A 26,204-nucleotide genomic window follows, 5' to 3' on the forward strand; every position below is an offset into this window, starting at 1 on the left:
ATAGTTTCATGATCAAATACCTGAGTATACTTCTACTAATGTTTGAATCTGATGTAGAACTTCTTGTTTCTTACGTTCACGAGCTCCATGTCTACGAGAAGTCGGTGGAATAATCGAATCCAAATCAGCTCCACTATTCTCAGCATAACCACGTTGAATAGATCTATCAATGAATAATTGATAATCTTTAACAAGATTTTCAGATTCTGCTAATTCACGAATAGCGACTGCTTTACGTTCTTTACCATAAGCATAGAATGCATTGATAATCTCATCATGGTCTTTCAGACTCGCTAAATCAGTATCATTGATAAATCCAATCACCAACTCTTCCTTAGCACGAATATCAATACTTGACCGAATAACACGACTAACTTCTGCTTTCATTGCTTCTTTAGATTCAGAGTTCTTCGATTTTTCAACAATTAATGCGAGGATATAGTCTAGATTAATCTCATCTGTTTTTAATAGCTCAATCTCAAATTCAATATCTGAAAGGTCAACACCTAGGTCTCTCGTTCTTTCATAGTTTTTAAGGTTTAAGAATTCATCTCGAATTTCCACGTAAGAACTTCTTAAATCTTGGAGATATCCTTCCGAGATAGGCTTATCGATTTCCTGAAACTCATCATAATTTCGGAGCACGTTATCAAGTTTCAGAAACTCACCAAATAACTTAACAAACTCTTTTTTATCATGTTCTGTTTCTATTTCTTGTGGATTAGGGAATCTTTCGAGAATTTCCTGACAGACTTCTGTATAACCTTTAACCTTGATACCCGTTATCTGATCCACGAAACCATCCATGTATTCGCTAAAACTTTTTTCTAAGATAATATCAAGTTTATTAGTATCCCCAAAGGTTTTAATAGCTTCTTGAGTAGCTTTTTCTAAATCACGGAAACATACGATATTTCCAAAAGGTTTAACCTTGTTAAAAATTCGATTGGTTCTAGAAAAAGCCTGAATCAAACCATGATAACGTAGGTTTTTATCGACAAAGAGAGTATTCATGGTCGGCGCATCAAAACCTGTCAAGAACATACCCACTACAATCAGCAAATCCACTTCCTTGGACTTAACTCGTTTAGAAAGGTCACGATAGTAATTTTGAAACTCTTTCCCATCAGTCGAAAAGTTGGTCTTGAACATTTGATTATAGTCATAGATTGCTTTAGAAAGAAACTCTTTAGATGAAAGAGGCATAGCTGTATCTTGAGGTTCTAGCTCTTCATCTTGAATTTCTCCATAAGCTGACTGTTCTTCGTTAGGCGCAAAGCTAAAGATAGTTGCGACCTTCAAACGCTTAGCTTCTGGTAATGATGCTTGTTGTCGCTGAAGTTCTTCATAGTATAATTTCGCAGCTTCAATGCTTTGTACTGCCAGCATGGCATTAAATCCAGACAGTTGTTTTTGTTTATGAGTATAGTGTTGATTTCGGTGCGTCTTATCATTATAAACTCTCAACAGATACTCTGTGATGGTTGCAATCCGTTCTGGATGTAAAAGGAGTTCCTTCTCCATCTTTTTGAGTTTCTTTTCATCAAGCTCTCGGCCGACTGCCTTTTCCGCTTCTCTATACTTATTGATTTCAGGCTTGATATAGTTATAGTCAACCTTGAACTTCAGCACTTTTTTATCTCGAATAGCATCTGTGATAACGTAGTTATGAAGTTGCTCTCCAAAAACCTCTTGTGTTGTTTCTCCAGTCAAGCTATTTTCTGGAAAAATTGGGGTCCCTGTAAATCCAAATAAAGCATACTGCTTAAAGGCTTTTTTGATACGTTTTTGAGCCTTTCCAAACTGGGAACGGTGGCATTCATCAAAGATTAGAACACATTTTTTACTATAGATTTCATGGTTTGGATTTGCTGTTATAAATTTATTTAACTTTTGAATCGTTGTGACAACAATTCGATCATCATTTTCTTCAATACTACGTTGGAGTTCTTTTGTATTGTTGCTACCATTGACTGAATTCGGTTGGAATTTTTGATATTCCTTCATGGTTTGATAGTCTAGGTCTTTTCTATCAACCACAAAAATCACTTTGTCAATATAGTCCAACTCTGTTGCTAAACGAGCAGTCTTAAAACTAGTTAAAGTTTTCCCAGAACCAGTAGTGTGCCAGATATAGCCACAGGCATTGATCGTACCGAAATTCTTCATTTCATTTGTGGAATGAATCTTTCGTAAAATACTCTCTGTTGCAGCTATCTGATATGGGCGCATGATGAGTAATGTATTATCAGCATCAAAGACACAATACTTGGTTAAAACTTCTAAAAGAACTCGTTTACTCAAAAAGGTAATGGTAAAGTCCTCCAGGTCGTGAATCGTTTTATTTTTTCGGTCTGCCCATTCACAGGTGAACTCATAATGATTTTTATTTTGAGCTGTCGTATTGGCAAAGTAGCGTGTATAAGTCCCATTAGAAATGACAAAAATTTGAATGTATTTGTATAAAGAATTTTCTCTATTGAAGCTTTCCTTGCTATATCTATGGATTTGCTCAAAAGCTTCTTTAAGACTAACCCCTCGTCTCTTTAATTCAATCTGAACTAAAGGAAGTCCATTTACCAAGATGGTGACATCATAACGGTTGGTATGACTACCCACTTGGGTCACCTGGTTGATGACTTGCATGCTGTTGTTGTGAATGTTTTTCTTATCAAGAATGAAAATATTTTTAATCCGTCCATCATCAAAGACAAAATCATAGATATAATTCTCTTGGATTTTTCGAGTTTTTTCAACTAATCCTTCATTGGGGCAGTCTAAATACTCTACTACAAATCGATTCCACTCAGCATTCGTAAACGTTACCTTATTAAGTTTTTCAATTTGCACCTTAGCATTTGCTAAGAGCTCTTCAGGTGTATGAATATTTAAGCGTTCATAGTTGAGATGATTTACCAAATCAGAAATCAACTGATTTTCTAAATCAGCCTCTGACTGATACTCCCTATCTGTACGATACTCTGGTTGATACTCAGCCAAGAGAATCCCTTCATTTGTTTCCGCAATTACTTCATGTATTTTTGAATAATCAACCATTTTTATTTTCCTCTTTTGGGTTAAATTTATAATTCTTCTCAAAACTATTGAATAATTCTATTAAGGTATTTTTTTCTCGTTCTTGCAATTCTCTAAACTCCAAGTCCGATTGACGATTATGAGTGAATAAATCAAACCTTTGAGCATAAAGTTCTACATTTTCTTTGGTAATCTCCTCACCTGCCACCTCTAATCCTAATAAAACATCTTCCCATCTACTATAACCTAAAAATGTGGCTGTTTTCTCTGACAGATTCCTAAACAAAGCATAATGAAATTTTTCTACTCGTCCATTGTCTACAGCTTTACGTAACTCTTCTCTTACCTTTAGGTGGTATCCGAAGGGAGAATCTTTCTCAACGTCAGTTAAAATATATCTAACTTTATCCTCCTTATCAACCTCTTTTTTCATAACATAAAAGGACTTTTTTTTATTTGGTATTTTTCTGTCAAATCGTATTTCATTGTACAAAACATTATAAAAAAGTGGTTGGTGAGAAGAAATAATAAACTTTAAATCAGTGCGTTTGGATTTGTCAATAATTTCCTTTAAAAAAATAGCGGAATCAATAGTATTGTTATCATCTAACGAAGAAATTGGATCGTCAATATAAATATACTTAAAGTCCTGAAAATCAGAGTCAATTTCTGAGTCGCTCAATTCTTCAATAACAAGTTCTAAGAGAGTAGTGAATATAGACCAAACAAAAATTCTTTCCTCTCCCCTAGAAATTTTAACCGTTTCACCATCTAAAGTAAAACGAATACTTTTGAAGTTCCTCTCTAATCTTGGTATACGCTGTTCACCAATAATATCAATAATTGGAATACCAAAATCATCAACAGCCTGTTCTTCAATATCCTCAAAAATAGGAACTATTAAATCACCGACAAATTTCTGAAAAGTTATAATAACCTGATCAAATTGTTGCTGATTCTCCAAAAAGTTACCAAAATAGGTACGTTTATCATATTTGAGGTAACGATCTTCATCATTTTCTAAATCATTTTCCCAAGTAAAAAGATCTTCTGTAAAAGCGTTAAAATAAAGTATTTTCTTTACTTTTGACTCCTCATCATTTCCCGAGATATTTAATTTATCCTTTAAAATTGTAGACAGCCTTGTTTTCCCTGTAGCATTAAAAGCATAAATTAAATGCAACTTCTTATTACTTAAAATGAGTTCATCTGCAATCTCTTCTAACGTATTAAATACTTTATCATCTGCCATAATTTACTGTTTCCTTATACATGAAAATGAAGTAATTCATCTATCCAGTATTCATACTGTTTCTTTCTTAGTTCGATTTCTTTTGGGAGGCCCTCAGAAAGAGAGTTGGTTAAGGTGTTGAAATGGTCAAGAATGGAGACGATTCTTTCTTGTTCGAAAAGGGGTGGTAATATAATCTTAATTTTTGCAAGATTTTTAGGGTAAAGTTCAATTACTTTTGTACCAAGTACTCTTTTTTCTTTTTGAATTTGGAAAAATCTAGTTCTAAAAAGATAGGCTAAAAATTTAGTATTTTGCTCAGTTCTGATTATACATGAATGCCCACCTATACAAACTTCCTCTTTCCCTAACCAAACCAAAGATTTACCAACATCCTCAACATTTTCAGACGTCGTCGCGACAATCAAATCACTAGTTTTAGCTTTTTGAAGTTTTCTTGCTAACTCTGAATTTATAAATGATTTTGTTCTCTCAGTCTCAATTCCATAATATGTATATATCTGTCCATAATGAATGCACGGAACACCGACATCCTGGAAATCTTTCTTCTGTAGCCCATTACCTCGAATAATATCTCCCAAAGCTCCCAACTCCACTCGGATTGGACCAAATACCCAATTTAAGAGCCTAATGATGTCTTGTCTGTACTGTACTGTACTGTCAGTGTACTCGCCTTCGGCGACGAATGTCAAGAGTTTTTCTCGGAAATATTCGTACTGTTTTTGACGCAGTTCAATCTCCTTGGGCAGTCCGATGTTTAGGTCATTACAAACCATGTCAAAGTTGTCTAGAACTTGAACAATTCGAGACTGGATTTCGAGAGATGGGACCGGAATTCTTATATTCTTCAGACTATTCGCATTAAACTGAGGCTGACCAGCCTTTGAAACTAAATTATTAGCTTGTTTCCAATACAATGTGCTCTTTGAAAAGTGCCAATAGTATCTTGAATTCAACTTCTCTGACGGAGTAATCTTTATTAAGAATGATGCATAGGCGCTGGCTTCATCTGTATCAATAAATAGAGTTTTACCATAAGTAGCACCCGTTCTAGCCATCAATAAGTCACCATGTCTTACTAGATAGTTTCTAGATTCTTCTGTTAAGGAAATATATTTTTTATCATTTGATTTAAGATAACCATTTTCATCAATATCAGTAATTCGAATAAATCTAATATCTCCCGTATCTTTCGCTTTATCAGTATAGCCATAATTAAATTTAGCTACTTCCTCCAACGTCTTCCACTCAACCTGATATACCTCATCCTCAAAGGACAAAAGTTTATCTCTATAATAAGAATATTGCTTTTTACGTGAGGTCAATTCTGAGGTCAATTCTGTAACATACTCAGTCATTTTGTCAAGTATCTGCACGATTTTTTCTTGAATTTCTAGGGGAAGAATGGGGATTTTAATTTTCCCCATAACATTAGACATCAGTTTTGGATTTCCCATTCCAGATGAAACATATTTTTTAGTTGAAATCGTTAAATAATAATAAACAAACTTTGTAAGGAGTTGGTTACTATTAATCTCTACTAATCCACAGACATTTGTGATACTAAATTTTCCTTTGCGATAAAAAACTGTTCCTGCGTTTGCCCCATCAGTTGTCCAAGTTATATACTCTCCATCGTATTCAAAACTTGAAATTCTTCCGATTTCTCCATTGTTAACTGTTTGGGAAGAATATACTGGAAACTCCCCTTTATTCTCTTCTAAAAACTGTTTTGACATTACTTTGCCACGAGATAATTTCGCTACATTTTTATCCCCCAACTCTTTCCACTCAACGGGGCAGTTCTGGATTTCTTCTAGGATATTCATGATTTACCTCCTTCCTTGGCTAGATTTTCAATACTTTTGATTTCCTTGAGGTAATCTTTTTCAACTTGGCTGAGGGTCTTGGCTTGGTAGCTCTTATATTCCTTATCTACCTTCTGCTTCATCTGTTCCCGAGAGATAGAGCCACTGTTATCAAGTAAGTCTTCACCAGTAGCCTGAAAGAGGCGGTCTACATGTGTCACCCAGTCTGCCATGGTCATGACTTCTTCTCGCTCTGCCTGTCTTTCAGCAAAGTCTAGATATCCTGATACAAGCTGATTAAGCCCACGGAGTTCCTTCTCTGTCAGATAGTTCTTAGCAACTTTTGCTTCAGATAAAGTAGGGAGGTCTCCCTTAAAAGTAGTCAAGCCCATAAATTCCTTTTCGCTATCGACACGGTTATAAATGAGTTCGCTGGCAGTATTGTGGTGAATGGCGTAATGCATCTTGTTTTGAACCGTAGCAAAAAATTTCTTTGCCTCTGGTGATTGGGCATCGTAGTCACTAGATGTCGCGAAAAGATCCAAAACCTGACGGTAAAAGACTTTTTCACTCGAGCGAATATCTCGGATTCTTTCAAGAAGTTCTTTAAAGTAAGAGCCACCACCCAAATTTTTCAAGCGCTCATCATCCATGGCAAACCCCTTGATCAGATACTCTTTCAAGACTGTCGAAGCACAATGTCTAAACTGGATTCCACGAGGAGAGCGAACTCGATAGCCAATCGCCAAAATCATATCGAGATTATAGTAAGCAACATTCCGCTGAACACTTCTACTCCCCTCATTTTGAACTGTCAACTTATAGTTGACAGTTGCCCCCTCCGATAATTCACCATCTTCAAAGATCGCCTTGATATGTTTACTAATATTTTGCTTGGAAGTTTGAAAAAGCTCAGCTAGTTCCTGTTGGGTCAGCCAGACTGTTCCATTATCCAAATGTAGCTCAATAGCTGACTCGCCATCATCTGTTCTATAGAGAATCACATCATTTGTCATAGCTTAATTCCTCTACAATCTTGTCTATCTCTGAACGCAAGTGATCAATCTTAGCAACAGTCTCAGCGATTTCTTTATTGAGAACATCAATATCAATCTTCTCACGTGTATCTTCTTGTTCGACATAGGTTGAGACAGAAAGGTTGTAATCCTGTTCTGAACCAATCACTTCATTATCAACGAGAGTTGCTTTATAGTCTACACTTTGATAATTAGTGAATAATTCAACGATATGGTCGATATTGTCATCCGTCAAGACATTGTTATTGGTCTCTTTTTTGAATTCCTTACTCGCATCGATAAAGAGAGTTTTATTTTCTAGTTTATTCTTCGCTAACACTAAAATAGTGGTTGCGATAGAAGTCCCAAAGAAGAGATTATCAGGTAGAGCAATCACTGCTTCAACAAAGTTATTATCTACTAGATACTGACGAATAGTTTTTTCAGCACCTCCACGATAGAAAATCCCTGGAAAACATACAATGGCTGCTCGACCTCTGTTAGACAAGTGGTTGAGACTATGCATGATAAAGGCAAAGTCAGCTTTTGACTTAGGAGCTAATTTACCAGCTGGCGCAAAACGGTCATCGTTTATAAGAGTTGGGTCTCCATCTCCCACCCATTTGACTGAGTATGGAGGGTTAGAAACAATAGCATCAAAAGGTTTTTCATCCAAATGCTGTGGATTTAAAAGGGTATCTCCTCGCTTGATATCAAAGTTATTGTAGTTGATATTGTGTAAGAACATATTCATACGAGCCAAGTTATAGTTGGTCATATTGATTTCTTGACCAAAGAAACCATCTTCTAGAATATGGTCTTCGTATTGTTTTTTCATCTGAAGCAAAAGTGAACCCGAACCACATGTTGGGTCATAGACTTTGTTAATCTTGTCCTTACCAACCATTACTAAACGGGCTAGTAATTTAGAAACTGTCTGAGGTGTGAAAAATTCACCTCCGCTTTTTCCTGCATTGCTCGCATAGTTGGAAATTAAGAACTCATAGGCATCCCCAAAAGCATCAATATCATTTTCCTCAAAGTTGCCAAAGTTAATGCTATTGATACCATTGAGGATATCAGAGAGACGTTTATTTTTTTCTGGAACAGTGCCACCAAGTATGTTGCTTCGTGTGTCCAAGTTATCAAACAAACCTTTGATATCATCCTCTGATTTGAACCCAATTGCTGATTTTTCAATGTTTTGGAAAATATTGGCTAAATCTTCGTTTAAATTTTCATTTTGTGACGCGTTCTTGACGACATTTTCAAATAATTGACTTGGAAGAATAAAGAAACCTTTATCCTCAACTGTCCCTGGTTTGAAATCTTGCTCAGCTTCTTGGTCACTCAAATCAGCATAACGGAATTCTAAATCCCCAGCCTCATGCTCAGCACGGTCAAAATAGTCAGCCATATGCTCAGAAATAAAGCGATAAAATAGTATTCCCAGTATGTACTGCTTGAAATCCCAACCGTCTACAGCCCCACGAACGTCATCGGCAATCGCCCAAATTTTACGGTGAAGTTCCTTGCGCTCTGCACTTTCTTTATTTGCCATTTTTACTTTCCTTAATTAATGTATTATCCTTTCTATTTTACCATATTTTAGATACTAAAAACCATTCGTAATAATTGATTACGAATGGTTTAGCTTATATTTTTACTTAATCAATGATTTGTCCAGTTGAATCCCCTTTTCTGCTAGATTATCCAAGCATTCTTGGAGGTAAGTGTCCTGATGCTCAGGATAGATAAGGGTGGACAAGGCTTCCTCTTCCAGCTCTATGTATGCTGGGCAGGTCTTGCCTCGGTAAGTTGGCTCCCACCACTCTGGGCTGACCTTATAGCCACGTGCAGTCATCTCCTCCATGATCAGGCGGTGATAGGCATAGAGGCGATAAGGCGAGTAGTCAAAGACATAGTTGACCGTCGCGTGCTTCTTGCCCCAACCATTGCCTCGAAGGGCGCAACATTCCCGGTGTTGGCCCAGGAGCTGGGGACGAGGGAGTTTTGAGATCAAATCTTGGTGCCACAGTCTCATCTATTGACCTCCTAGTAGTGTCGAGTCTTGCAAGTAGCGATTAGGATAGCGCTCTAGGAGCGTTTGGATCCCCTTGATGAGATCCTCTTGGCTAGCTTGGCCATGCTGGTACTTTTCAAGTAACAACATGAAGTCGGCCTTTTCTTCAGGAGTCGCCTGCTTTTTGAAATAGCCCCAGATATGCTGGAAGGCATTGGAGACCTGGCCACGATTTTCTGGCAAGGCCAGCGCTTGCTGGATCAAGCCTTCGACGTGGCTGACCTCCACCTGGTCTTGCTTGAGGTATTCCCGGATCTCCTTGTAAATGTTGCTGGAATGACTGAGCACCAGGTATTTATTTTTCGCCCATAGGACTTGGCAGTGATGTTTTTGATCCACTCGTGTCTCCTTTTGATCTTCTCTATCAATAGTCCTCCCATTATACCATGGAAATGAGTGAAGTTATAAAAAAGAGGCTGGGACAAAAGTCCTGGCCTCTCAATTGTCTTTAGATTGTCGAGCAAGACGCAGTGGTTGAGTGGGCTCTACTACGCTGATTTCGTCAGCTTTTACAGCCCTACTCAACTGTGCGGAGGTGGGACGACGAAATCGAATTCTAACGAATTACCAATTTCTGTCCCACTCTCTCTTTCATTGATTACAAGGCTGTGATAGCTGTGATCAAACCAAAGATGATCCCTGGTGCATTGGCTGCAGCAAGTGGAATATCGCGTTCTTTTTTGAAGAGTCCGTAGTAAACCCAAAGGCTACAGTTGATGGCTGCGACAAGGGGTTGAACAAAGTTTCCTTTGTGACCTGCGAGGTTATCCATGATTTGTGGGAAGTAAGACACATACATCATCACAGACATAAAGGTCGCAACCCAACCAAGAATTTTCATTTGTTTATCATTCATTTTGAAACTACCATTTCCTTTTCTTTTTTAAGTATGCACTATTCTACCTTTTGTCCTTTACAAATTCAAGTCTTTTTTTCAAATGTTACCGAACTGTAAAGTGTCACAATCTTGTGATTTTGCAGGAAGATGGATTTCTTCTCAAGGGGATCTTCTCTCTAGTTTCCATTTTTTGACACATTGTCTAATTTTGTGCGAATGTAATCATTTTCATCTTGCATAGCATGCAAATTAATTGCATTATCTTCCTACTTATGCTATTTTGATACACAGAGGTGAAATTTATGAATAAACAAAAAATCAACCAAATCGTTGGCTCGATCGGTGCCTTTATTGGGATTATCGTTTTCATTGCCTACATCCCACAAATTATTGCCAATTTACAGGGAAACAAAGCCCAACCTTTCCAACCCTTGTCAGCAGCTATTTCTTGCTTAATCTGGGTTATCTATGGTTGGACCAAGGAACCTAAAAAAGACTGGATTTTGATCATCCCAAATTCAGCAGGTGTCATCCTAGGTGGATTGACTTTCCTAACATCACTTTAATCGAAAGCGAACAAAGACTGAACTCTACTGGTTCAGTCTTTTTTGTGTATCTCTTTGAAAAACACAAACAATCGCTGTCGGTTTTCACACAAAAAGCCCGCCATGAGCGAGCTTAAAAATTGACGATTCTTTTCTTTGAATAACCTTAGCTGGACTATTGTGCAAAAATATCCAAATGATTTCTAATTATTATTTAGAGTATATTGAAACTTTCTGCTGTGAGAAAAGTGCCTGAAATAATCATGTTTCAGGCACTCGGAATTATTGAGACCTTTGGCTCAATAATTAGTCATGGAACTTCTTCGAAGTTCGCTGACGTCCGTACTCACCTAAGGAAAGTTTCTAATTTGATTCGAGCTTCTTTTTCCTTATATCTGCACAATCTTACGATAGCTCCGAGAGGTGATCCAAAAGACGATCAGGTAGGTGATGAGAAAGACAGCACAGACACTGAGGGTCACGACGAGGACTTGGCCACTATTGATGACACCGAGGACTTTAAGAATGAGGCGGATCATATGGTAGGCAAAGGCCAGGTGGACAAAGGCAAATATGAGGGGAAGGAAGAAGACAGTCCGCACTTGACGGTTGATGGTCCGTTTGACCTCATCTTCATCAAGCCCTACCTTTTGGAGGATGACGAAGCGGTCACGGTCTTCATAGCCTTCTGAGATTTGCTTGTAGTAGATGACGATGACCGTTCCGACCATAAAGATCAGTGACAAGAAAATTCCGATAAAGAAGATGCCACCAAAGAGGCTATTCAACTCTGCCACATCATTGGCTCGGTTACCTCCATAGATAAATGTTCCTTGACCCTGTTGGCTGCTCAATTCATCGATCATCTTGTCATAACTAGCTGCTAGCTTGAGTTGCTGGTCTTCATCGACATTGACATTGAAACCACCATAGATTTGGGTAACGACAGCAAGGTTCGGAAACTTGGCAACAAAGGCTGAAAGGTCAGGTACGATCAGGTAATTGAAATCCTCCGTCAGCATGTTATACATGTTGGGCACGTGATCGGTGATAAAATCCTTGCTCACTTCTTTCTTAACTTGGAAGTCTTGCCCATTGATAGTGAACTGCTTTTGTCCTTTAAGAGCTTTGTTATGGGCAAAGAGGATAACTTGGTTGCCAGTCAGATCGACCTCTTCTCCTGTCATCTGCTCATAGCTGGCTACATCAAAGACCAGAAAGACTGTTCTCGGTCTGACATCGCTCTCATCGTCAGGATAGACGGTGAAGTCTGTGCCCTTTTGTGATTCGACTCCAAAGGTAGCATAGGACATCAGGTCACGATTCTTGATCTCGAGATGGTGCTCTGAGGCAAATTCATCAAATTTCTGATTGATTTGCTCCAAATCCACGCCTTTTCCTTGAATGGAAAAATCATGTGGATTCATGATTTTCTTGACCATTTCGCTACCGACATAGATGTTGGTTGCTGCAGAAATGGTCACCAGCACCATGGTCGAGAGGATGGCAATGGTCGCAAGCCCCACTGCATTTTTCTTCATACGATAGATGAGGTTAGAGACCGAGATCATATTGTTGGGTTGGTAATAGTAACTCTTCTTTTTCTTAAGCAGGTGCAAGAAGACGGTGATCCCCGCATTAAAGAGCAGGTAGGTCCCGATCATGACCAGGATAACGGCTAGAAAGAAGGTCACAAGCGCAATGATGGGGTCTTTGACAGACAAAGCCAGGTAGTAGCCAAAACCGAGAGAGGCTAAGCCCAGGATGGTTTGGGGCCACAAGAAGCGAGCTTTCTTTTCACCACTAGCCTTCTCACGTGTCAGTTGCAGAGCATTCAATCGGAGAATGCGCCAAGCGTTGAGAAGAACCAAGAGGGCAAAGATAAGGCCAAAGATGACAAAGACCAAGACCACAATCCCAGGTTGGAAGGTGGATACCAGCTGGACCTTCATCTTCATGAGTTTCAAGAGAAAGGCAAAGATCAACTTGTCAAAAAGAGCTCCGATCAAGATACCGGCTGAGATGGTTAGAAAGCCAAAAAGCAAGAGTTCCTTGAAGATCATGCTGATGAGATGGCGTTTTTCAAGGCCGAGCATACTGTAGATGCCCAGCTCCTTGGAGCGATTTTTCATGACGAAGCTATTGGCATAAAGCACAATGATGGCTCCCGCAACATTGACCACGAAGAATCCCAAGCTGAGAGTGAACACTATAGAAGATCCTCCCCGAAGCTCGGAAATGCGGGGATTAAAGGTCAGGGAGTCAAAGAGGTAAGCGATGGTCACTGCGAGAATGACCGCAATCGCAAAGGGATAATAGAGCTTGCGGTTCTTGATGAGATTAGAGCAAGCTAATTTAGTAGTTAATCGAAACATCTACTCCACCTCACTTGCCATGATCGTCAGAGTATCTGAAATTTCTTGGAACATCTGACGCTCTGTCTTTTCCCCGCGGAAGATCTGGTTGTAAAGAATCCCGTCCTTGATGAAGAGCACGCGCTTGGCACGCGCTGCTGCTGCGGTTGAGTGGGTCACCATGAGAATGGTTTGGCCCATGGTATTGATATCTTCAAAGACGTCCAGTAACGCAGCTGAAGACTTGGAATCCAGCGCCCCTGTTGGCTCATCCGCAAGGAGGATTTCAGGTGAGGTGATGATAGCCCGCGCTACGGCCACCCGTTGCTTTTGCCCACCAGAGATTTCGTAGGGGTATTTTTCAAGAAGTTGGTGAATACCCAATTCCCGACTGACGCTATCGACCTTGCTCATCATTTCTTTGACTGGCCTGCGTGAGAGAACTAGAGGGAGAAGGATATTGTCTTTGACGGACAAGGTATCCAGCAAGTTAAAATCTTGAAAGACAAAACCTAGTTTTTCGCGACGGAAGCTCGATGCGTCTTTGTTCTTGATGGTTGAGGTGTCCGTGCCATTGAGGTAGACCCGTCCTTCGGTTGGTTGGTCCAGCATGGCTAGGATATTGAGAAGGGTCGATTTCCCGGATCCTGATTCCCCCATAATAGCCACGTACTCACCCTTTTCAACAGTGAAGTGAATATCCTTTAAGGCTTCAACCTGCGTTCCTTGAAAGCGAGTTTTGTAGATTTTTTTGATATGTTGAACATCTAGTAATGACATACTTTTCTCCTTTTACTAGTAGATCAAGAAAAATTCTTGGGTTTGTTGCAGGACTTGGAGACCAAATTCCGTCTTTTCCAGATCGGTTTGGTTATTTGGTTTCTTAATCTTTTTGGGTTGTTTCATCCATTTCAAGAGTTTCATTTTCTTGACCTCCTTCATTTGATGAGACTATTGTATAAAAAATAAAAGGCGGCTACCATAACCTAACCTTTCATTTTGCCGTTTATTTCTTACATTTTTGTAAGATGGGGAATCTTAATCCATGACCAACTTCTTCTCTTCAAAGCGAATGGCAACGGTCGTGCCTTGGCCGACCTCTGAATGGAGGGTGATCCTGTGGCCCAATTGCTCTGCGATTTTCTTAGATAGATAGAGCCCCAGCCCTGAGGATTGCTGGGTCAGGTGGCCATTGTAGCCAGAGAAGCCCCGCTCAAAGACGCGGAGGACATCGCTATTTTTGATCCCAATCCCGCTATCTTTTATATAGAGAGTCTGGTCTTTAAAATAGATTTCAATCCCACCGGTGCTGGTGTACTTGAGGCTATTGGATAAGAGCTGCTCGATGATGACTAGGAGCCACTTGCGATCGGTGATGACCTCCTGCTCCAAATCATGCAGGTCCACTGTCAAGTTCTTTTGGATAAAAAAGAGGGCATACTTGCGGACCACTTCCTTGACTAAATCTTCTACCGACACGCGCTTTAAGACTAGATCATCATGAAAACTCTCCAGTCGCAGATACTGCAAAACCAGATTGGCATAGGAGTCAATCTTAAAGAGCTCCTGCTCCATCTGCTGCTTGACAATGGGCGTCTCGACATCTTGCACCAAGAGCTGACTAGCCGCAATGGGCGTCTTAATCTGGTGAACCCAGAGGGTATAGTAATCCATCAGGTCATTAAACTTAGCCTGGGCTGTCTTCCCTTCCTCCAAGCGCGCCTGCTGTTCTTCCGTGTATTTTTCATAAAGGAGGTGTTCCAGTGGTGAGGTAACCTCAACTTCCTCATAAAGTGCGGCTTTGCGGTAGTCCCGAAAGGTCATGGCGAAATCCCAGATCAAGACACAGAAGGCAAAAAAGCCTAGCACTAGGGTCGCATAGAGGAAAACCGTCCCTGTCTCTGGAAAGAGATAGGCAAAGACCAAATCGACGATCAAAAAGATGACCAATAGATAGAGTAGGCGCCTGCGGGATACCACATACTGCCAGAAGATCGTTCCAAATTTATTCATGGGTCAACCCGTATCCGATGCCTTTCTTGGTTTCGATGAAGTTTGACAAGCCAGCCTCTTCTAATTTCTTACGAAGGCGGGCCACATTGACAGACAAGGTATTGTCATCAATAAAGAAGTCGCTATTCCAGAGCTCCTTCATCATGTCATCGCGTGCTACGATACTGCCTGCATGCTCAAACAGGACGCGCAGGATCTGAAATTCATTCTTGGTCAGCTTGATGACTTCCCCTTCATACATCAAGTCCGTAGACTTGAGATTGAGGATGGCTCCCCGGTGCTCCAGCAGATTTTGATCCGTGCCAAATTCGTAAGAGCGGCGCAAGAGCCCTTGGACCTTGGCAAGGAGGACATTTTGGTCAAAAGGCTTGGTGACAAAGTCGTCTCCACCCATATTGATGGCCATGACAATATCCATGGCTTGATCCCGTGAAGAAAGAAACATGATCGGAACCTTTGAAACCTTGCGAATCTCCTGGCACCAGTGGTAGCCATTGTAGAGAGGCAGGCCAATATCCATGAGGATCAAGTGGGGGTCACTTTCGACAAAGATCCCGAGGACATCCATAAAGTCCTCTACTGCGACCACTTCATAGCCCCATTGTTCCAATAATTGTTTGACCTGTTGGCGAATAATTTCATCGTCTTCCACTAAGAGAATTTTATGCATGGCTTTCTTTCCTTCTTATTTTCTTCTTCCTATTATAACAGATTAAACAGTAGAGAAAAAGGCTGTTTCAGAGGGAAAGAAAAGCTGAGTCCTACTTTCTTGATAGGAGGCGCTTTTTCTACATCCATTTTTGTGCTATACTGAAAGAAATAAGACACGGGAGGCACAGATGTCGACTATTTTTGATTACCTAAAAGAAGTGACCTACGATTCCATTTATGACCGCCCCTTCAAGGAGCTGGATGTCCTCGCCTTGACAGAGCTGACCTATCTGCCCTTTGGACACATTGTGCCTCAAGGAGATACAACAGGGATTCCAGTGCGCCTGTCTGATGCGATGGAACTGATCGACCGGACAACCGATTTCATCGTGAGTAACCAGCACCTCCAATTAGTCGATGAATTAGCTAGTTCAAAGCGCTTTAAGAACATCAAACTCCTTAACTATGTCGATGAGTACGATCCCGATGTACAAAAACAGTTTGCGGCCATGACCTATCGGCTTAGTCTGGATACGTATTTGGTCGTTTTCAGAGGGACGGATGACACCTTGATCGGCTGGAAGGAAGACTTCCACATGACCTATATGGACCATGTTCCAGCTCAGAAGCGCGCAGCCAGCTACCTGCAACATGTCATGAAAGAATTTCCTAAAGGACATTTCTTGGTGGCTGGTCACTCCAAAGGGGGCAACCTTGCGACCTATGCTTGCTCGTATCTAGCTGATTCCTTATTTGAACGTGTCGACGCGATCTACAGCTACGATGCTCCAGGACTCAACAAGGCCATTATCGAAACTGAAGGCTACCAGCGGACGTCCCCCAAAATTCGTCGCTTTGTCCCTCAGGGATCCATCGTTGGCATGATGTTGGAAGTGCCAGAACTGACGACCATTGTCAAAAGTCGCGCATTTGGTGGCTTTGCCCAGCACGACGCCTTCACTTGGGAAATCAAGGACTACAGCTTTGTGACCGTTTCTGAAACCAGTCCAGATAGCCAGCAGACCGATCTCACCTTGAAGCAATGGGTTCGCGAAACATCGGCAGAGGAGCGCAAGAAGTTTTTTGACACCTTTTTTGGCATTTTTCTGGATGCCGGCATCACTTCGATCAATGACCTAACCGATCTCAAACAGCTAGCTAAGGCCAAAGAAATCCTCCAAAATGCCCAAGATTTGGATCCAACCGAGCGGGAAATGCTAGAACGATTGGCCAAGCAGCTCATCGACACCCGCTTTCAAGCCTGGAAAAAATGGCAGACGGTCCCCCGTATCCTGGTTCAAATGGCCGCATTTTTCAAGCGAAAACAAGCAGTCGAAACCACCTCACCACTGCGTCTTGAGCACAAGGAGTGAGGTTCAACTACTGACCTCTTCTATTCACTAGAACGCAAAAAGAGGCTGGGACAAAAGTCCTAGCCTCTCAATTATTTTTGGATTATCGAGCAAGACGCAGTGGTTGAGTGGGCTCTACTACGCTGATTTTATCAGCTTTTACAGCCCTACTCAACTGTGCGGAGGTGGGACGACGAAATCGAATTCTAACGAATGACCGATTTCTGTCCCACTCTCTTTTCTATTTTCTATTGGTTCTGAGGAGATGGAGTATCTGGCGTGCTTGCTTCTGTTACAGCTGCGCTTGCAGGCTCTGTTTCTGTCTCAGTTGTGGCAGGCTTACTTCCTTCTGAAGCTGCTGCTTCTTTTTCCACCGGAGTTTCTGTAGGGACAGGCGTTTCAGCTGTGGTAGCTGCTTTGCCCGCTTCGCTTGCAGATGGCATTGCTGCTAACTCTGCCTGGAAGGCTTGGATAGCCTGTAGTAAGGCTGCTTTGTCACTCTTTGGATTAGCCAATTGGTCAAAGAGAGCTTCCAAGCGATCAAATACCGCATCACTAGCTCCCTTGTCCTGCAATTGTTGGTGCAAGGCCATCAATTGGTTATAGAGCTGTTGATAAAGAGCGACATCCCCAATCTGAGGCTCTTCGCTTTGCTTTTGTTTTTGCTTTTCAATGCTATCACTGATTTCGCGTAACAGAGCTTGTCCACTTGCAATAGCCTTGTCTGGATCCGTCTCATTTCCTAGCTGAACCAAACTTGCTTCAAAGGCAGTTCGTTTGGCCTGGTCTTCGACTTGTGGCAAGAGCGACTGGATTTGCTCTGTGAGGGCTTTCAGGATGCTGGTTCGTTGACGGGATTCTGTCGCCTTGTCCAACTCTCCATATAAGCCCTTGAGGAAATCATAGACCGCTAAGTTATAAGATGGAGCCTGACTTCCTTTTTGATCCAAAACTGTTTTTTCAATAGGATAGGTTTGGCCTTTTTCTTGAGAGAAAAGCTGGTCAATTGCCTGCTTGGTTTGGTAGAGTTCCATAAAGTGAGTCTTAGCATCCCAGGCTTCTTCAAAGGCTTGGGCCCGATAGAGTTTCAAAGCTAGATCTGCCGCCTTGGTGCGCAGTTCTGGTGTCAAGCGCGCATCGCTCAAGCTTTGATAGAAGTACTTGAGATAGTCGACCGATGTCACACCCGTCCGATCTTGCATCTCCTGAACAGCTTCTAATAACTTCCCTTCCTGCTCTAAACGCTTGCTGTCCTTGGCAGCATAGGCTTCCTGCAGTTGTGAGACCAACCCTTCCTTCTTCAGTTGGAAAGCTTCTGTGTCTAGCAAGCGCACTTGTTCCAGCAATTCCTGGTATCGACGATCGAGGGCTGTCTCTTCTTTTGGTTTGATCGCTTGAGTCGCATGGATGTACTGTTCATCAACCTGCTTAAGACTGGCAAGATAGCCCTCTGTTGAGTTACTTGGGAAACTCTTGACATTTTCCAAGAAGTGGCCCAAGATGAGCTCAATCCGTCGTTGTTGCAATGGATCAGAAGCGTAAAGAGTCCGGCTTTCTGCTAAAAGTTGGTTGACCCTGTCCTCCACTGCTTTTTTATCCAAGTCTCCTTTTTTGAAAGGCGATTGGATGGTAGGAAGACGGTGGGCTAAGTAGTCTGCTAGTCCTGCTGAACGCACCTTGATGTAGTGGTTGTGATCGCCGTGCGGGATGACAAACTGACCATTTTCAATCTGAAGGCTATAAGGAGAAATTCCTGAACGAAGCGCTGTTGCATAGAGCTCATTGATAAAGTCTAGTTCAGGATTGCCCGTCTCAAGCGGAATCCGAACGTGTTCCTTACGAACGGCATAAGGGTGGATGTGGGTCGGATCGTATTCTTGGTCTGGATTGTTAAAGACAAAGAAACCATTGGAAATTTTAATGGCCTCACGAGGGACACCATAGGTCTTGCTGATGTACTGGATCTTTTCCTCATCTGAGGCATCGCGAGAATAGCTGGCAACGTCATCTGTCAGTGGCTGTCCCTTGTCCTCTTCCTTCTTACCAGCTAATACTGCCTCTGCAGCAGCGATTTCTTGAGGTGAGAGGTCCTTTTTATAGAAATAATGGGCATGGTTGCCATGAGCCACCATGTAGCCGTCCTCGTCCTTACTGATGACCATGTCTGCGTGGAAGCCATGATCGTGCTCCTCTTCGTGCTCGTGATCATGACTGTCCCCATGTTCATGCTCGTGACTATCCCCATGATTATCCCCATGTTCATGCTCGTGCTCATGGTCAACTGGTTTTGTACTTGGACTTGAAGGCCGATTTGGACTTATTTCAGCAGGTGTAGTAGCACCTTGAGCCCGAAGCAGTTGGAATTGCCGTGCCAGCTCACGCTCTAAAGGAGATAGAGAGCTGTAAGGGATAAAGTGGAAATGATCCCCATGAGGGTAGACAATCCCTTGATCGGTCCACTTGGTAATCTTACTTGGATCAAAGACAGAACCGTCAGACTCTACATGACGAGAAGACAGAGGTGTTTTCTGCAATTCTTCCATCAGATTGCTCAGGTTTGGACTCGGTTTCGATGTAGACGGTTTAGAAGTCGTTGGTGTCACATGGGAATTGGTTGGACTTGGTGACACCTGGTTGCTCGCTTGTTTTCCTAGGCTTGGGGAAGCTTGATTTGGAGTCCCTTGATTCTTACCTGCTTCTACACTTGGGCTAGCTAAGTACGAGTTTCCAGCCTGGTGGCCACTTTGACCGCCTAGGACAGAGAGGGCCGCTGCTAACTCGCCAGCAGATAAGGCACTCTTTGGAATATAATGGTAATGTCCACCATGGGGCACAATGAAGCCATCCCCTGTATCTGAAATGACATCTCCAGGGCTAAAGACATAACCATCGTCCGTACGATAGCCTCCTCCTGAATGGTTTTTAGCAGTCAGCGTTTCAAGGGTCTTACCCTCTTTTAGCGCTTGACTTGGCTGACGAAAATCTCGAGTTTTAACCCCTTTATGCGAGGAACTCGCCTGTAACGATCCCGTTTCCCCTTCTTCTTTAGCGCCTCCTTTTTGTTGTTGGGCAATCTCTTCGATCGAGCGTACATTGACCGTATGCTGAGCATCCTTTAAGTAGAGATAGTATTTCCCAGCGCGTTTAATGATATAGCCATCCTTGACCTTGCTCACGATGTCAGCTTCCTGCAACTGATAAGTTGGATCTCGCAAAATCAACTCCTCACTAAAGATGGCATCAAATGGGACCTTACCACTATAGTAATGAAAATGATCTCCATGAGAAGTGACAAAGCCTTCATCCGTAATTTTGATGACAATCTGCTCCGCCTGAGTCTTTTCCTTGGCATTGACTGCTTCGATGCTGTCTTCCTTTTTGCTGGAGGCAGTCGATGACGCTTTCTTTTCTGCCTGTAGATACTGAATCTGATTCTTTTTCTCTTCCTTAGCTTGTGGTTGCTGACTGAGCGCATAGGCACATAGCCCTATTCCCAAAGTTGCTACAATTCCAATCGTTCCCTTTTTCTTCATCCTTGATTTACTCCTCTAATTCCTTGGCTAAACTCGCCATATTTTCTTCTAAATTTGCTAATAGATCCTTATCGTTTTGCGGATCAGCTTCCAGTGGATCCAATACCTTGACACGCGCCCCTGTTGCCTTGGCGATACTATCGGCCACCTTTGACGACGTGTGCTTCTCTACGAAGATCGTTTTCACCTGATAATCTTTGACAAACTGCTGGATCTCCGCCAATTGCCGGGCGGTTGGTTCCTGCTCAGGGGAAATCCCAGCAATCCCCAACTGCTTGAGACCAAAGCGTTTGGCCAGATAAGAAAAGGCCGTATGCTGGGTCACAAAGGTCTTTTGCTTAGCCTTGTCAAAGACAGGCTGGTAGCGGGCTACTAGTTCCTCACAGCGCTTTTCAAGCTTTTGGGCATTGGCCTGATAGAGCTTCCTATTCTTTGGATCGATCTCTCCCAAGCGCTGGGCGATAATCTTTCCTTCCTCTGCGATTTTTACAGGATCCAACCAGGTATGCGGGTCATACAGGTGCTTGGCTTCTTTTCCTTGCCCAGCCTCGACATCCTCTAAGCCAGCCACCTTATCAAGTGTCATTCCTTGACTACCTTCGATCACCTGTAACTTAGAACCTTGTAGGTTAGGATCTAAGCGACCGGCCCAAGATTCCAGGGTCTGAGAATGATAGACAAATACATCCGCATCATAGATCTGAGCCACTTCCTTGGTGGAAGGTTCATAATCATGGATCCCTGCACCTGACTGAACCATCCAGATGTCATTTTGATCCCCAGAGATTTCCTTGACCAGGGCATAGATGGGATAAAAACTCGTGACAATTTTGAGACCTTTTCTAGAAGGGGGCTTGCCTGCATTTCCTTGACTACCACAAGCTGCAAGCAGAAAAAAACTGAGGAACAAGAGTCCCAGCACCTTCATTTTTCTCCTTTTCATCCTTCACCTCTTTTTTCATTTTTATTAACCAGTTTATTAATCGGTTAATTAACTAGTTAATAATACTGCTATTTGTTTGCTTTGTCAAGCCTTTTTTACATTTTTTTCCTTTTAATGCTAGAGACTAACAATTTCCTAGACCCCACGAGCCTTTCTTACAGTAAAAAAAGAGGCTGGAACAAAAGTCCTAGTCTCTCAATTGTCTTTGGATTGTCGAGCAAGACGCAGTGGTTGAGTGGGCTCTACTACGCTGATTTCATCAGCTTTTACAGCCCTACTCAACTGTGCGGAGGTGGGACGACGAAATCGAATTCTAACGAATGACCGATTTCTGTCCCACTCTCTTTTATTGACGGTAAAAATATTGATCAGCTGGATAGTTGCCTGCAGATTGAGTGACCACTAGACGTGGCTTGCTGGTATCAGACTGGTCTCCATCTGGATTTTGGAAGCCAATTTTCAGCAGTCCAATCGCAGCACCAGTCTCACCCATCTTCATTTCAACATAAGGGATCTTGCTCTTCTTATCTGAGTCCGCAACGGCCTTGAGGCTACCTTGGCCCTTGACTTTCCCATCTGCTTGGATGACGATCTCAGCACCTTTGCCATTGCGCCAGGTTCCAGCTAGGCTTGAGAAATCGCCTCCGTTAATGGCCGCAATATCCAAGTCTTTCTCTTTTTTCGGTTGCGGGTAGGCTTTCCACCACTCTAGATGGTAATCCCGAAAGGCCACATCCCCAAAGAAAATCCGACGTTCTTGGGAAACCACTCCATCAGGACCTGTCACACCTGCTGGGATCAAGTACAAGGTTTGCTCTTGCCCTTGGATCGCAGTCGCATTGGCTCCAGTGAAATAAACTTCATAATAGCCTTTTCGTTTCTTAGGCTCTTTTTCTTTATTGAGCAGGTAACTTGCCCGAGTGCCTCCGCTCCAGAAAGTCCAGCCGGTCTCACCATTTACAATGCTTGGAAAGGCATTTGTCTTGTTTTGGTAATACTCTTCTGGAGTATAGCCATAAAGTTTAAAACCGGAAGATGCGATTTCCTTTTCATAGGCATCATTGGAATAAGCACCTTCAAACGGTGAAAGATTGCCATCAAGGACAACATCATTTGGATCTGTCGATTTGAAAAAATCCTCCCGGTTGGCAAAGACCATCTCGTGGTCGGGATTTTTATCAGACATGGTGACCGTGATCAAAGGCTTCTTATCTGTCTTGTATTTGAAGACGCGAACAGTGACGGTAAAGTCTGTATTGCCATCGGACTTTTTCATCTTGCCTGTCGAAACCTTGTTAGACCCTTCGACCTTCCAATCCGTGCTAAATTCAGCAGCTACCTTGCCGTCAGCTGTTTGGTAATCGATCTTCCAGGCCTTGCCCTTTTTCTCGATTTTGGCTTCATCCCGTTCATTAGAGACATAGTCACCACTCAAGTCAATGGCTTTTTCTTTTGGCTTGGTGACCTTCTTGCTGGTCTGGTTAAATTCCTTTTGATGGTCTGGTTGGATGTTGGAGCTAGAGTAGAGATAGACTCCACCGATCAGAACAGTTGCTCCGACCAGCCCCAAAATCGGTCCCAGGTATTTTTTCTTCCACTTAAGATTCATTTTACTACCTCCATGGAATAAGATCTTTACACTAGTATACCCTAAATTGAAAGTATAGTAAAATTCCCCTCTATGTAGTGGTTTTACCTCTCCACCATATCAGCTAGAAACTAGAATTTATCGTTTTTATAGAACACTTTAATGAACCCAGCTAGCATTATGAAGACCATTCCAGTAATAATTGCCAAGAGAGACGGATTAGAACCTGTATTTGGTAACAATTTCGAATGACCTTGTTTTTGTGAATCAAAGTTGGGTTCTTCTACTTCCATCACCTTAGAAACTGTACTTTTTTCATCTGCCACCGTCCCTTTAGAGACTTGGCTTTGACTATCCGTCTCCTCTTTCTTAGATGTGATCGGGCTTTGAGTCGCTCCTTTGAAATCAGATTGTCCTTTCTCATCGGTTGGCTTCGCTTGTGTCTCTATAGGATCTCCTTCAGGGCTGTTAGGCTCTGTATACTCTTCTTTTTCTGGGAGTGGTGATGGCTGTGATTCTGGCAATTCTTTTGGTTTCAAGCCTACCAATTCATCCAGACTCTTAACAAAAGCAATATAATCAATTGTAACCTCACTATCTCCCGCTTCATCAGAAGATTTATAAAACTCTATTCCGACTTCTCGCGTTGCATCCCGATGTTCAATACTAGATAGATCAAAACGAAGTTCTTTGTAATCTTTCGATAGATCTTGAGACCCACTATCTACCCATTGCCAGCTATCCCCAACTTTGATAAAAAGCTTAGCAGAAAGAGGTTGGCTCGCCTTGACTCGTACAACATACCAATCATAGGAGGAAAGATCTGAAATTTGATTCACCTTTATTTCTGCCTTGTCGTCTTTCTTTAAAGCTAAGGTAGCATGTAAGGCTCCATCCGAAACTGTTCGTCCTTCTCCTTGCCAATCTGTACTTTCTTGGTCAAATGGATAAAGTTTCGCTTCATATGTCTTGTCTGCTTCCTTTTCAGGCAATGTAGCAAGATTTGGATCCGTGATTGCTTTGATTGTATCCATCCTCAATTGCCCTTTTCCTTTATCTCCACCTAAATAAAGAGCAAATTGCGTTACTTTTTTCAAACGTTCCTTGGTGATTTGAGCAGACTGATGACTTTCCCATTGAGCTGGCTTAAACTCTGACAAAGGGATGGTCACAAGCCCATGAACTCCATTGGAAAGGTCAATGTCTTTTTCAAAGCTTACGCCACCAACTTGAATCTGGACTGTCAAATGACGATTGCTTTGCTGATCTGCATCAAGTTCAAATTGAATAGCATTGGCTACTGACCAATCCTTATCGAAAGACAACTGGCGACCAGCATAGCCATTTCGATCCAATTGGTAATCATAGACGAGACGATAACCATCCTGACCCTGCCTTTTTTCTAGAGACATCACGATAGGATCCCCATTAGATGAGTAAGCACGCTCCAAAAGGTCCCGCTCTCCTAAATAATCTTCAAAATCATCCACGACTAGTGGATCTTGAGGTTGGCTTCCTCGTTTGATATATAAGCGATAATTCTGACTTTCAACAATCTTATCTCCTTGGTAATAATCAAATACAAGGTGGGCGACCTCTCTCTTCACATTTTCCGGCAGTGTGATAGTTCCAGTGTAAAAACCATTGACTAAAGATAAGGATACAGGAGCTTGATCATTGAAGCGAGCGGTGACCTTTGTATCTTCTGTCTTAGCTTTAGCAACAATAGTCAAAGTTTGATCCTTGATAAGGCTATCACTCCCTGGCTGTATTACATAGCGTGTAGAAATATGTGGGCTTGTTTGCAATGATTTACCCGTACCATAGATCGTCCCCACTTCTTTTAAAAAGACAGAATGAGGATCTTGATAGAATTTTTGGAAATCAGCCAATAACTCATGGTCTCCCCCAAGATTTCCATTGACATCTCGATAAGGGGTATAGAGATTATTTCCCATGCCAAAATTCGCCCAGGTCATCATATAGGCAATCTTTGAAGCTGCTGGATCCTTTTGTAAAGCATTGAAAATCCGAGTATACCAATCTAAGGTATTACCAGTATTCTTCAATCCTTGTGCGCTATAACCAAACTCTGTCAGAGCTGCTATTTTATTTCGTGCCTCCGCTTCTTTTACCAACATGGTTGTATCCTTTTTTAAAGCTTGGATATAACTGTCTGAACCAGGTTGGTTTTTATCATCGTAACTATCGATTCCTAACACATCCACGTAAGCATCCCCAGGATAGGTCTTAAAATAACGGTCATTCCCAGCTCCTGGTGAGTAGGTATATAAGAAGTTGTGAACTCCTTTTTGATCTCGCAAGTATTCAACAGTATAGCGATACAAAGCCTTATACTGCTCCGGATTGGTCGTACTTTCTCCCCACCAGAACCAGCTTCCTGTTTGTTCATGAAATGGCCGAAAGATAACTGGAATAGTTTGTCCCTCGTCTGTTTTAAGACTGTGGGCCAACTCTGCGATACGATCTAACCACTGATTAAATTGTTCATTTTTGGAACCTCCAGGTAGAATTTCTTTGACCACATCTCCTGATGTATCATTAAAATCACCACCTGTCACAAAATTATGAGGATGGGTACTCATGGTGATAATCCCGCCCAGTTGATGGGCTGTCTTCATTGATTGGCTTACATTCGCAATACTCTGTTTCAGATCTCCAGATACACCAGGTTTTTCGTAACCATCAAGACTCAAGGTATCCCAGCCAAAAACAGCTGGATAGTCTCCAACAGCATTTTTTACATCCGAGTCTGTCGAACCCGCTCTAGATCCTTCAGAGGTCAAAGTCACCCCTTCATCCAATGCATGTTGCTGGCCAAACAGAATATCCTTCTTCTTGTTCAGGTCTTTTAAGTAGGCATACAATTCTTTGGTTTCTTGACTAGCCTGATCATCTGTCATTGCGAGTAGCCTAGTCTCACTAGTTTGACCAGTCGCTGTATCTTCTGATATTGGGGCTGTAACAGTTGGTGTTCCCTGCGAAGGAGTTGCTTCAGATAATGCAGCCGTTCCTGAACTATTTTCTGAACTCACTTGATCGCCTCCAGTAACCTCCTCAACGGTAGGAGCATTCTGCTCTTCAGCTGCTATTACAACTGGAGAAAATAAAAAGATCCCACTCACTGTTGCACTCAACACTAATTGCTTTTTCATCCCTTGTTTCATTTGA

19 protein-coding genes are annotated in these 26,204 nt (G+C 42.0%); 2 read left to right on the forward strand and 17 right to left on the reverse strand.

Annotated elements, in window-relative coordinates:
* Positions 1-12: 12 nt before the first annotated feature.
* The 8 genes from PCY07_RS03330 to PCY07_RS03365 all read right to left on the reverse strand — a co-directional run bounded on the left by PCY07_RS03330 (position 13) and on the right by PCY07_RS03365 (position 10,051).
* Positions 13-3,057, reverse strand: a complete 3,045-nt coding sequence (locus tag PCY07_RS03330; RefSeq protein WP_301355185.1) for a type I restriction endonuclease subunit R — start codon at positions 3,055-3,057, stop codon at positions 13-15.
* Positions 3,050-4,288, reverse strand: a complete 1,239-nt coding sequence (locus PCY07_RS03335; protein ID WP_301355183.1) for an anticodon nuclease — start codon at positions 4,286-4,288, stop codon at positions 3,050-3,052. The genes PCY07_RS03330 and PCY07_RS03335 overlap by 8 nt, the downstream gene beginning before the upstream one ends.
* Positions 4,289-4,302: 14 nt before the next feature.
* Positions 4,303-6,117: a restriction endonuclease subunit S gene (locus tag PCY07_RS03340; RefSeq protein WP_301355181.1), complete on the reverse strand. Its 1,815-nt coding sequence runs from the start codon at positions 6,115-6,117 to the stop codon at positions 4,303-4,305.
* A complete protein-coding gene (locus tag PCY07_RS03345) occupies positions 6,114-7,112 on the reverse strand; it encodes a virulence RhuM family protein (RefSeq protein WP_301355180.1) in 999 nt (332 codons plus the stop codon). The genes PCY07_RS03340 and PCY07_RS03345 overlap by 4 nt, the downstream gene beginning before the upstream one ends.
* Positions 7,102-8,673, reverse strand: coding sequence for a type I restriction-modification system subunit M (locus tag PCY07_RS03350; RefSeq protein ID WP_301355178.1), 1,572 nt, complete (start codon positions 8,671-8,673; stop codon positions 7,102-7,104). Before PCY07_RS03350 ends, PCY07_RS03345 begins: the two co-directional genes overlap by 11 nt.
* Positions 8,674-8,775: 102 nt before the next feature.
* Positions 8,776-9,156 (reverse strand): TIGR02328 family protein, encoded by a 381-nt coding sequence (locus tag PCY07_RS03355; protein WP_301355177.1) that lies wholly within the window; start codon positions 9,154-9,156, stop codon positions 8,776-8,778.
* Entirely contained in the window at positions 9,157-9,534 is a 378-nt protein-coding gene (locus PCY07_RS03360) for a YbgA family protein (protein WP_254729436.1), read from the reverse strand.
* A gap of 259 nt (positions 9,535-9,793) precedes the next feature.
* Complete coding sequence (locus PCY07_RS03365; RefSeq protein ID WP_254729438.1) at positions 9,794-10,051, reverse strand: SWEET family sugar transporter; 258 nt, start codon at positions 10,049-10,051, stop codon at positions 9,794-9,796.
* A gap of 284 nt (positions 10,052-10,335) precedes the next feature.
* Between PCY07_RS03365 and PCY07_RS03370 the strand changes: the two genes are divergently transcribed.
* A complete protein-coding gene (locus PCY07_RS03370; RefSeq protein WP_003012241.1) occupies positions 10,336-10,599 on the forward strand; it encodes a SemiSWEET family transporter in 264 nt (87 codons plus the stop codon).
* A 368-nt stretch (positions 10,600-10,967) separates the two neighbouring features.
* Here PCY07_RS03370 and PCY07_RS03375 read toward each other — a convergent pair whose 3' ends face one another.
* From PCY07_RS03375 to PCY07_RS03395, 5 genes are all read right to left on the reverse strand, one after another.
* Positions 10,968-12,953 carry an FtsX-like permease family protein gene (locus PCY07_RS03375; RefSeq protein ID WP_301355173.1) on the reverse strand — a complete coding sequence of 662 codons (1,986 nt, stop codon included), beginning with the start codon at positions 12,951-12,953 and terminating at the stop codon, positions 10,968-10,970.
* A complete protein-coding gene (locus PCY07_RS03380; RefSeq protein WP_061563696.1) occupies positions 12,954-13,712 on the reverse strand; it encodes an ABC transporter ATP-binding protein in 759 nt (252 codons plus the stop codon). It lies immediately after the preceding gene.
* Between the two features lie 15 nt (positions 13,713-13,727).
* On the reverse strand, positions 13,728-13,856 hold the full coding sequence (locus PCY07_RS03385; protein WP_256263169.1) for a hypothetical protein: 129 nt from the start codon (positions 13,854-13,856) through the stop codon (positions 13,728-13,730).
* 114 nt (positions 13,857-13,970) lie between these two features.
* Positions 13,971-14,945 carry a sensor histidine kinase gene (locus PCY07_RS03390; RefSeq protein WP_301355172.1) on the reverse strand — a complete coding sequence of 325 codons (975 nt, stop codon included), beginning with the start codon at positions 14,943-14,945 and terminating at the stop codon, positions 13,971-13,973.
* The gene (locus PCY07_RS03395) at positions 14,938-15,615 is read right to left on the reverse strand and encodes a response regulator transcription factor (RefSeq protein ID WP_049505925.1); all 678 of its coding nucleotides are present in this window, start codon (positions 15,613-15,615) and stop codon (positions 14,938-14,940) included. Before PCY07_RS03395 ends, PCY07_RS03390 begins: the two co-directional genes overlap by 8 nt.
* 169 nt (positions 15,616-15,784) lie before the next feature.
* On the opposite strand from PCY07_RS03395, the gene PCY07_RS03400 reads away from it, so the two are divergent.
* A complete protein-coding gene (locus PCY07_RS03400) occupies positions 15,785-16,969 on the forward strand; it encodes a DUF2974 domain-containing protein (protein WP_301355170.1) in 1,185 nt (394 codons plus the stop codon).
* 227 nt (positions 16,970-17,196) lie between these two features.
* Here the strand turns inward: PCY07_RS03400 and PCY07_RS03405 are convergent, their stop codons facing one another.
* The 4 genes from PCY07_RS03405 to PCY07_RS03420 all read right to left on the reverse strand — a co-directional run bounded on the left by PCY07_RS03405 (position 17,197) and on the right by PCY07_RS03420 (position 26,200).
* A complete protein-coding gene (locus PCY07_RS03405; protein ID WP_301355169.1) occupies positions 17,197-20,481 on the reverse strand; it encodes a pneumococcal-type histidine triad protein in 3,285 nt (1,094 codons plus the stop codon).
* 7 nt (positions 20,482-20,488) lie between these two features.
* Positions 20,489-21,424 carry a zinc ABC transporter substrate-binding protein gene (locus PCY07_RS03410; RefSeq protein WP_301355168.1) on the reverse strand — a complete coding sequence of 312 codons (936 nt, stop codon included), beginning with the start codon at positions 21,422-21,424 and terminating at the stop codon, positions 20,489-20,491.
* A 346-nt stretch (positions 21,425-21,770) separates the two neighbouring features.
* Positions 21,771-23,033: a DUF6287 domain-containing protein gene (locus PCY07_RS03415; RefSeq protein ID WP_301355166.1), complete on the reverse strand. Its 1,263-nt coding sequence runs from the start codon at positions 23,031-23,033 to the stop codon at positions 21,771-21,773.
* A 110-nt stretch (positions 23,034-23,143) separates the two neighbouring features.
* Positions 23,144-26,200, reverse strand: a complete 3,057-nt coding sequence (locus PCY07_RS03420; RefSeq protein ID WP_301355164.1) for a glycosyl hydrolase — start codon at positions 26,198-26,200, stop codon at positions 23,144-23,146.
* Positions 26,201-26,204 lie beyond the last annotated feature (4 nt).

The sequence above is a fragment of the Streptococcus sp. SP1 genome, from assembly GCF_030440005.1.
Taxonomy (GTDB): domain Bacteria; phylum Bacillota; class Bacilli; order Lactobacillales; family Streptococcaceae; genus Streptococcus; species Streptococcus parasanguinis.

Coding starts and splice junctions, on each gene's coding strand:
- PCY07_RS03390 (WP_301355172.1), bottom strand. CDS start 14,945: ATGAATAAATTTGGAACGATCTTCTGGCAGTATGTGGTATCCCGCAGG.
- PCY07_RS03330 (WP_301355185.1), bottom strand. CDS start 3,057: ATGGTTGATTATTCAAAAATACATGAAGTAATTGCGGAAACAAATGAA.
- PCY07_RS03395 (WP_049505925.1), bottom strand. CDS start 15,615: ATGCATAAAATTCTCTTAGTGGAAGACGATGAAATTATTCGCCAACAG.
- PCY07_RS03380 (WP_061563696.1), bottom strand. CDS start 13,712: ATGTCATTACTAGATGTTCAACATATCAAAAAAATCTACAAAACTCGC.
- PCY07_RS03415 (WP_301355166.1), bottom strand. CDS start 23,033: ATGAATCTTAAGTGGAAGAAAAAATACCTGGGACCGATTTTGGGGCTG.
- PCY07_RS03345 (WP_301355180.1), bottom strand. CDS start 7,112: ATGACAAATGATGTGATTCTCTATAGAACAGATGATGGCGAGTCAGCT.
- PCY07_RS03340 (WP_301355181.1), bottom strand. CDS start 6,117: ATGAATATCCTAGAAGAAATCCAGAACTGCCCCGTTGAGTGGAAAGAG.
- PCY07_RS03350 (WP_301355178.1), bottom strand. CDS start 8,673: ATGGCAAATAAAGAAAGTGCAGAGCGCAAGGAACTTCACCGTAAAATT.
- PCY07_RS03370 (WP_003012241.1), top strand. CDS start 10,336: ATGAATAAACAAAAAATCAACCAAATCGTTGGCTCGATCGGTGCCTTT.
- PCY07_RS03410 (WP_301355168.1), bottom strand. CDS start 21,424: ATGAAAAGGAGAAAAATGAAGGTGCTGGGACTCTTGTTCCTCAGTTTT.
- PCY07_RS03400 (WP_301355170.1), top strand. CDS start 15,785: ATGTCGACTATTTTTGATTACCTAAAAGAAGTGACCTACGATTCCATT.
- PCY07_RS03335 (WP_301355183.1), bottom strand. CDS start 4,288: ATGGCAGATGATAAAGTATTTAATACGTTAGAAGAGATTGCAGATGAA.
- PCY07_RS03355 (WP_301355177.1), bottom strand. CDS start 9,156: ATGAGACTGTGGCACCAAGATTTGATCTCAAAACTCCCTCGTCCCCAG.
- PCY07_RS03365 (WP_254729438.1), bottom strand. CDS start 10,051: ATGAATGATAAACAAATGAAAATTCTTGGTTGGGTTGCGACCTTTATG.
- PCY07_RS03375 (WP_301355173.1), bottom strand. CDS start 12,953: ATGTTTCGATTAACTACTAAATTAGCTTGCTCTAATCTCATCAAGAAC.
- PCY07_RS03385 (WP_256263169.1), bottom strand. CDS start 13,856: ATGAAACTCTTGAAATGGATGAAACAACCCAAAAAGATTAAGAAACCA.
- PCY07_RS03405 (WP_301355169.1), bottom strand. CDS start 20,481: ATGAAGAAAAAGGGAACGATTGGAATTGTAGCAACTTTGGGAATAGGG.
- PCY07_RS03420 (WP_301355164.1), bottom strand. CDS start 26,200: ATGAAACAAGGGATGAAAAAGCAATTAGTGTTGAGTGCAACAGTGAGT.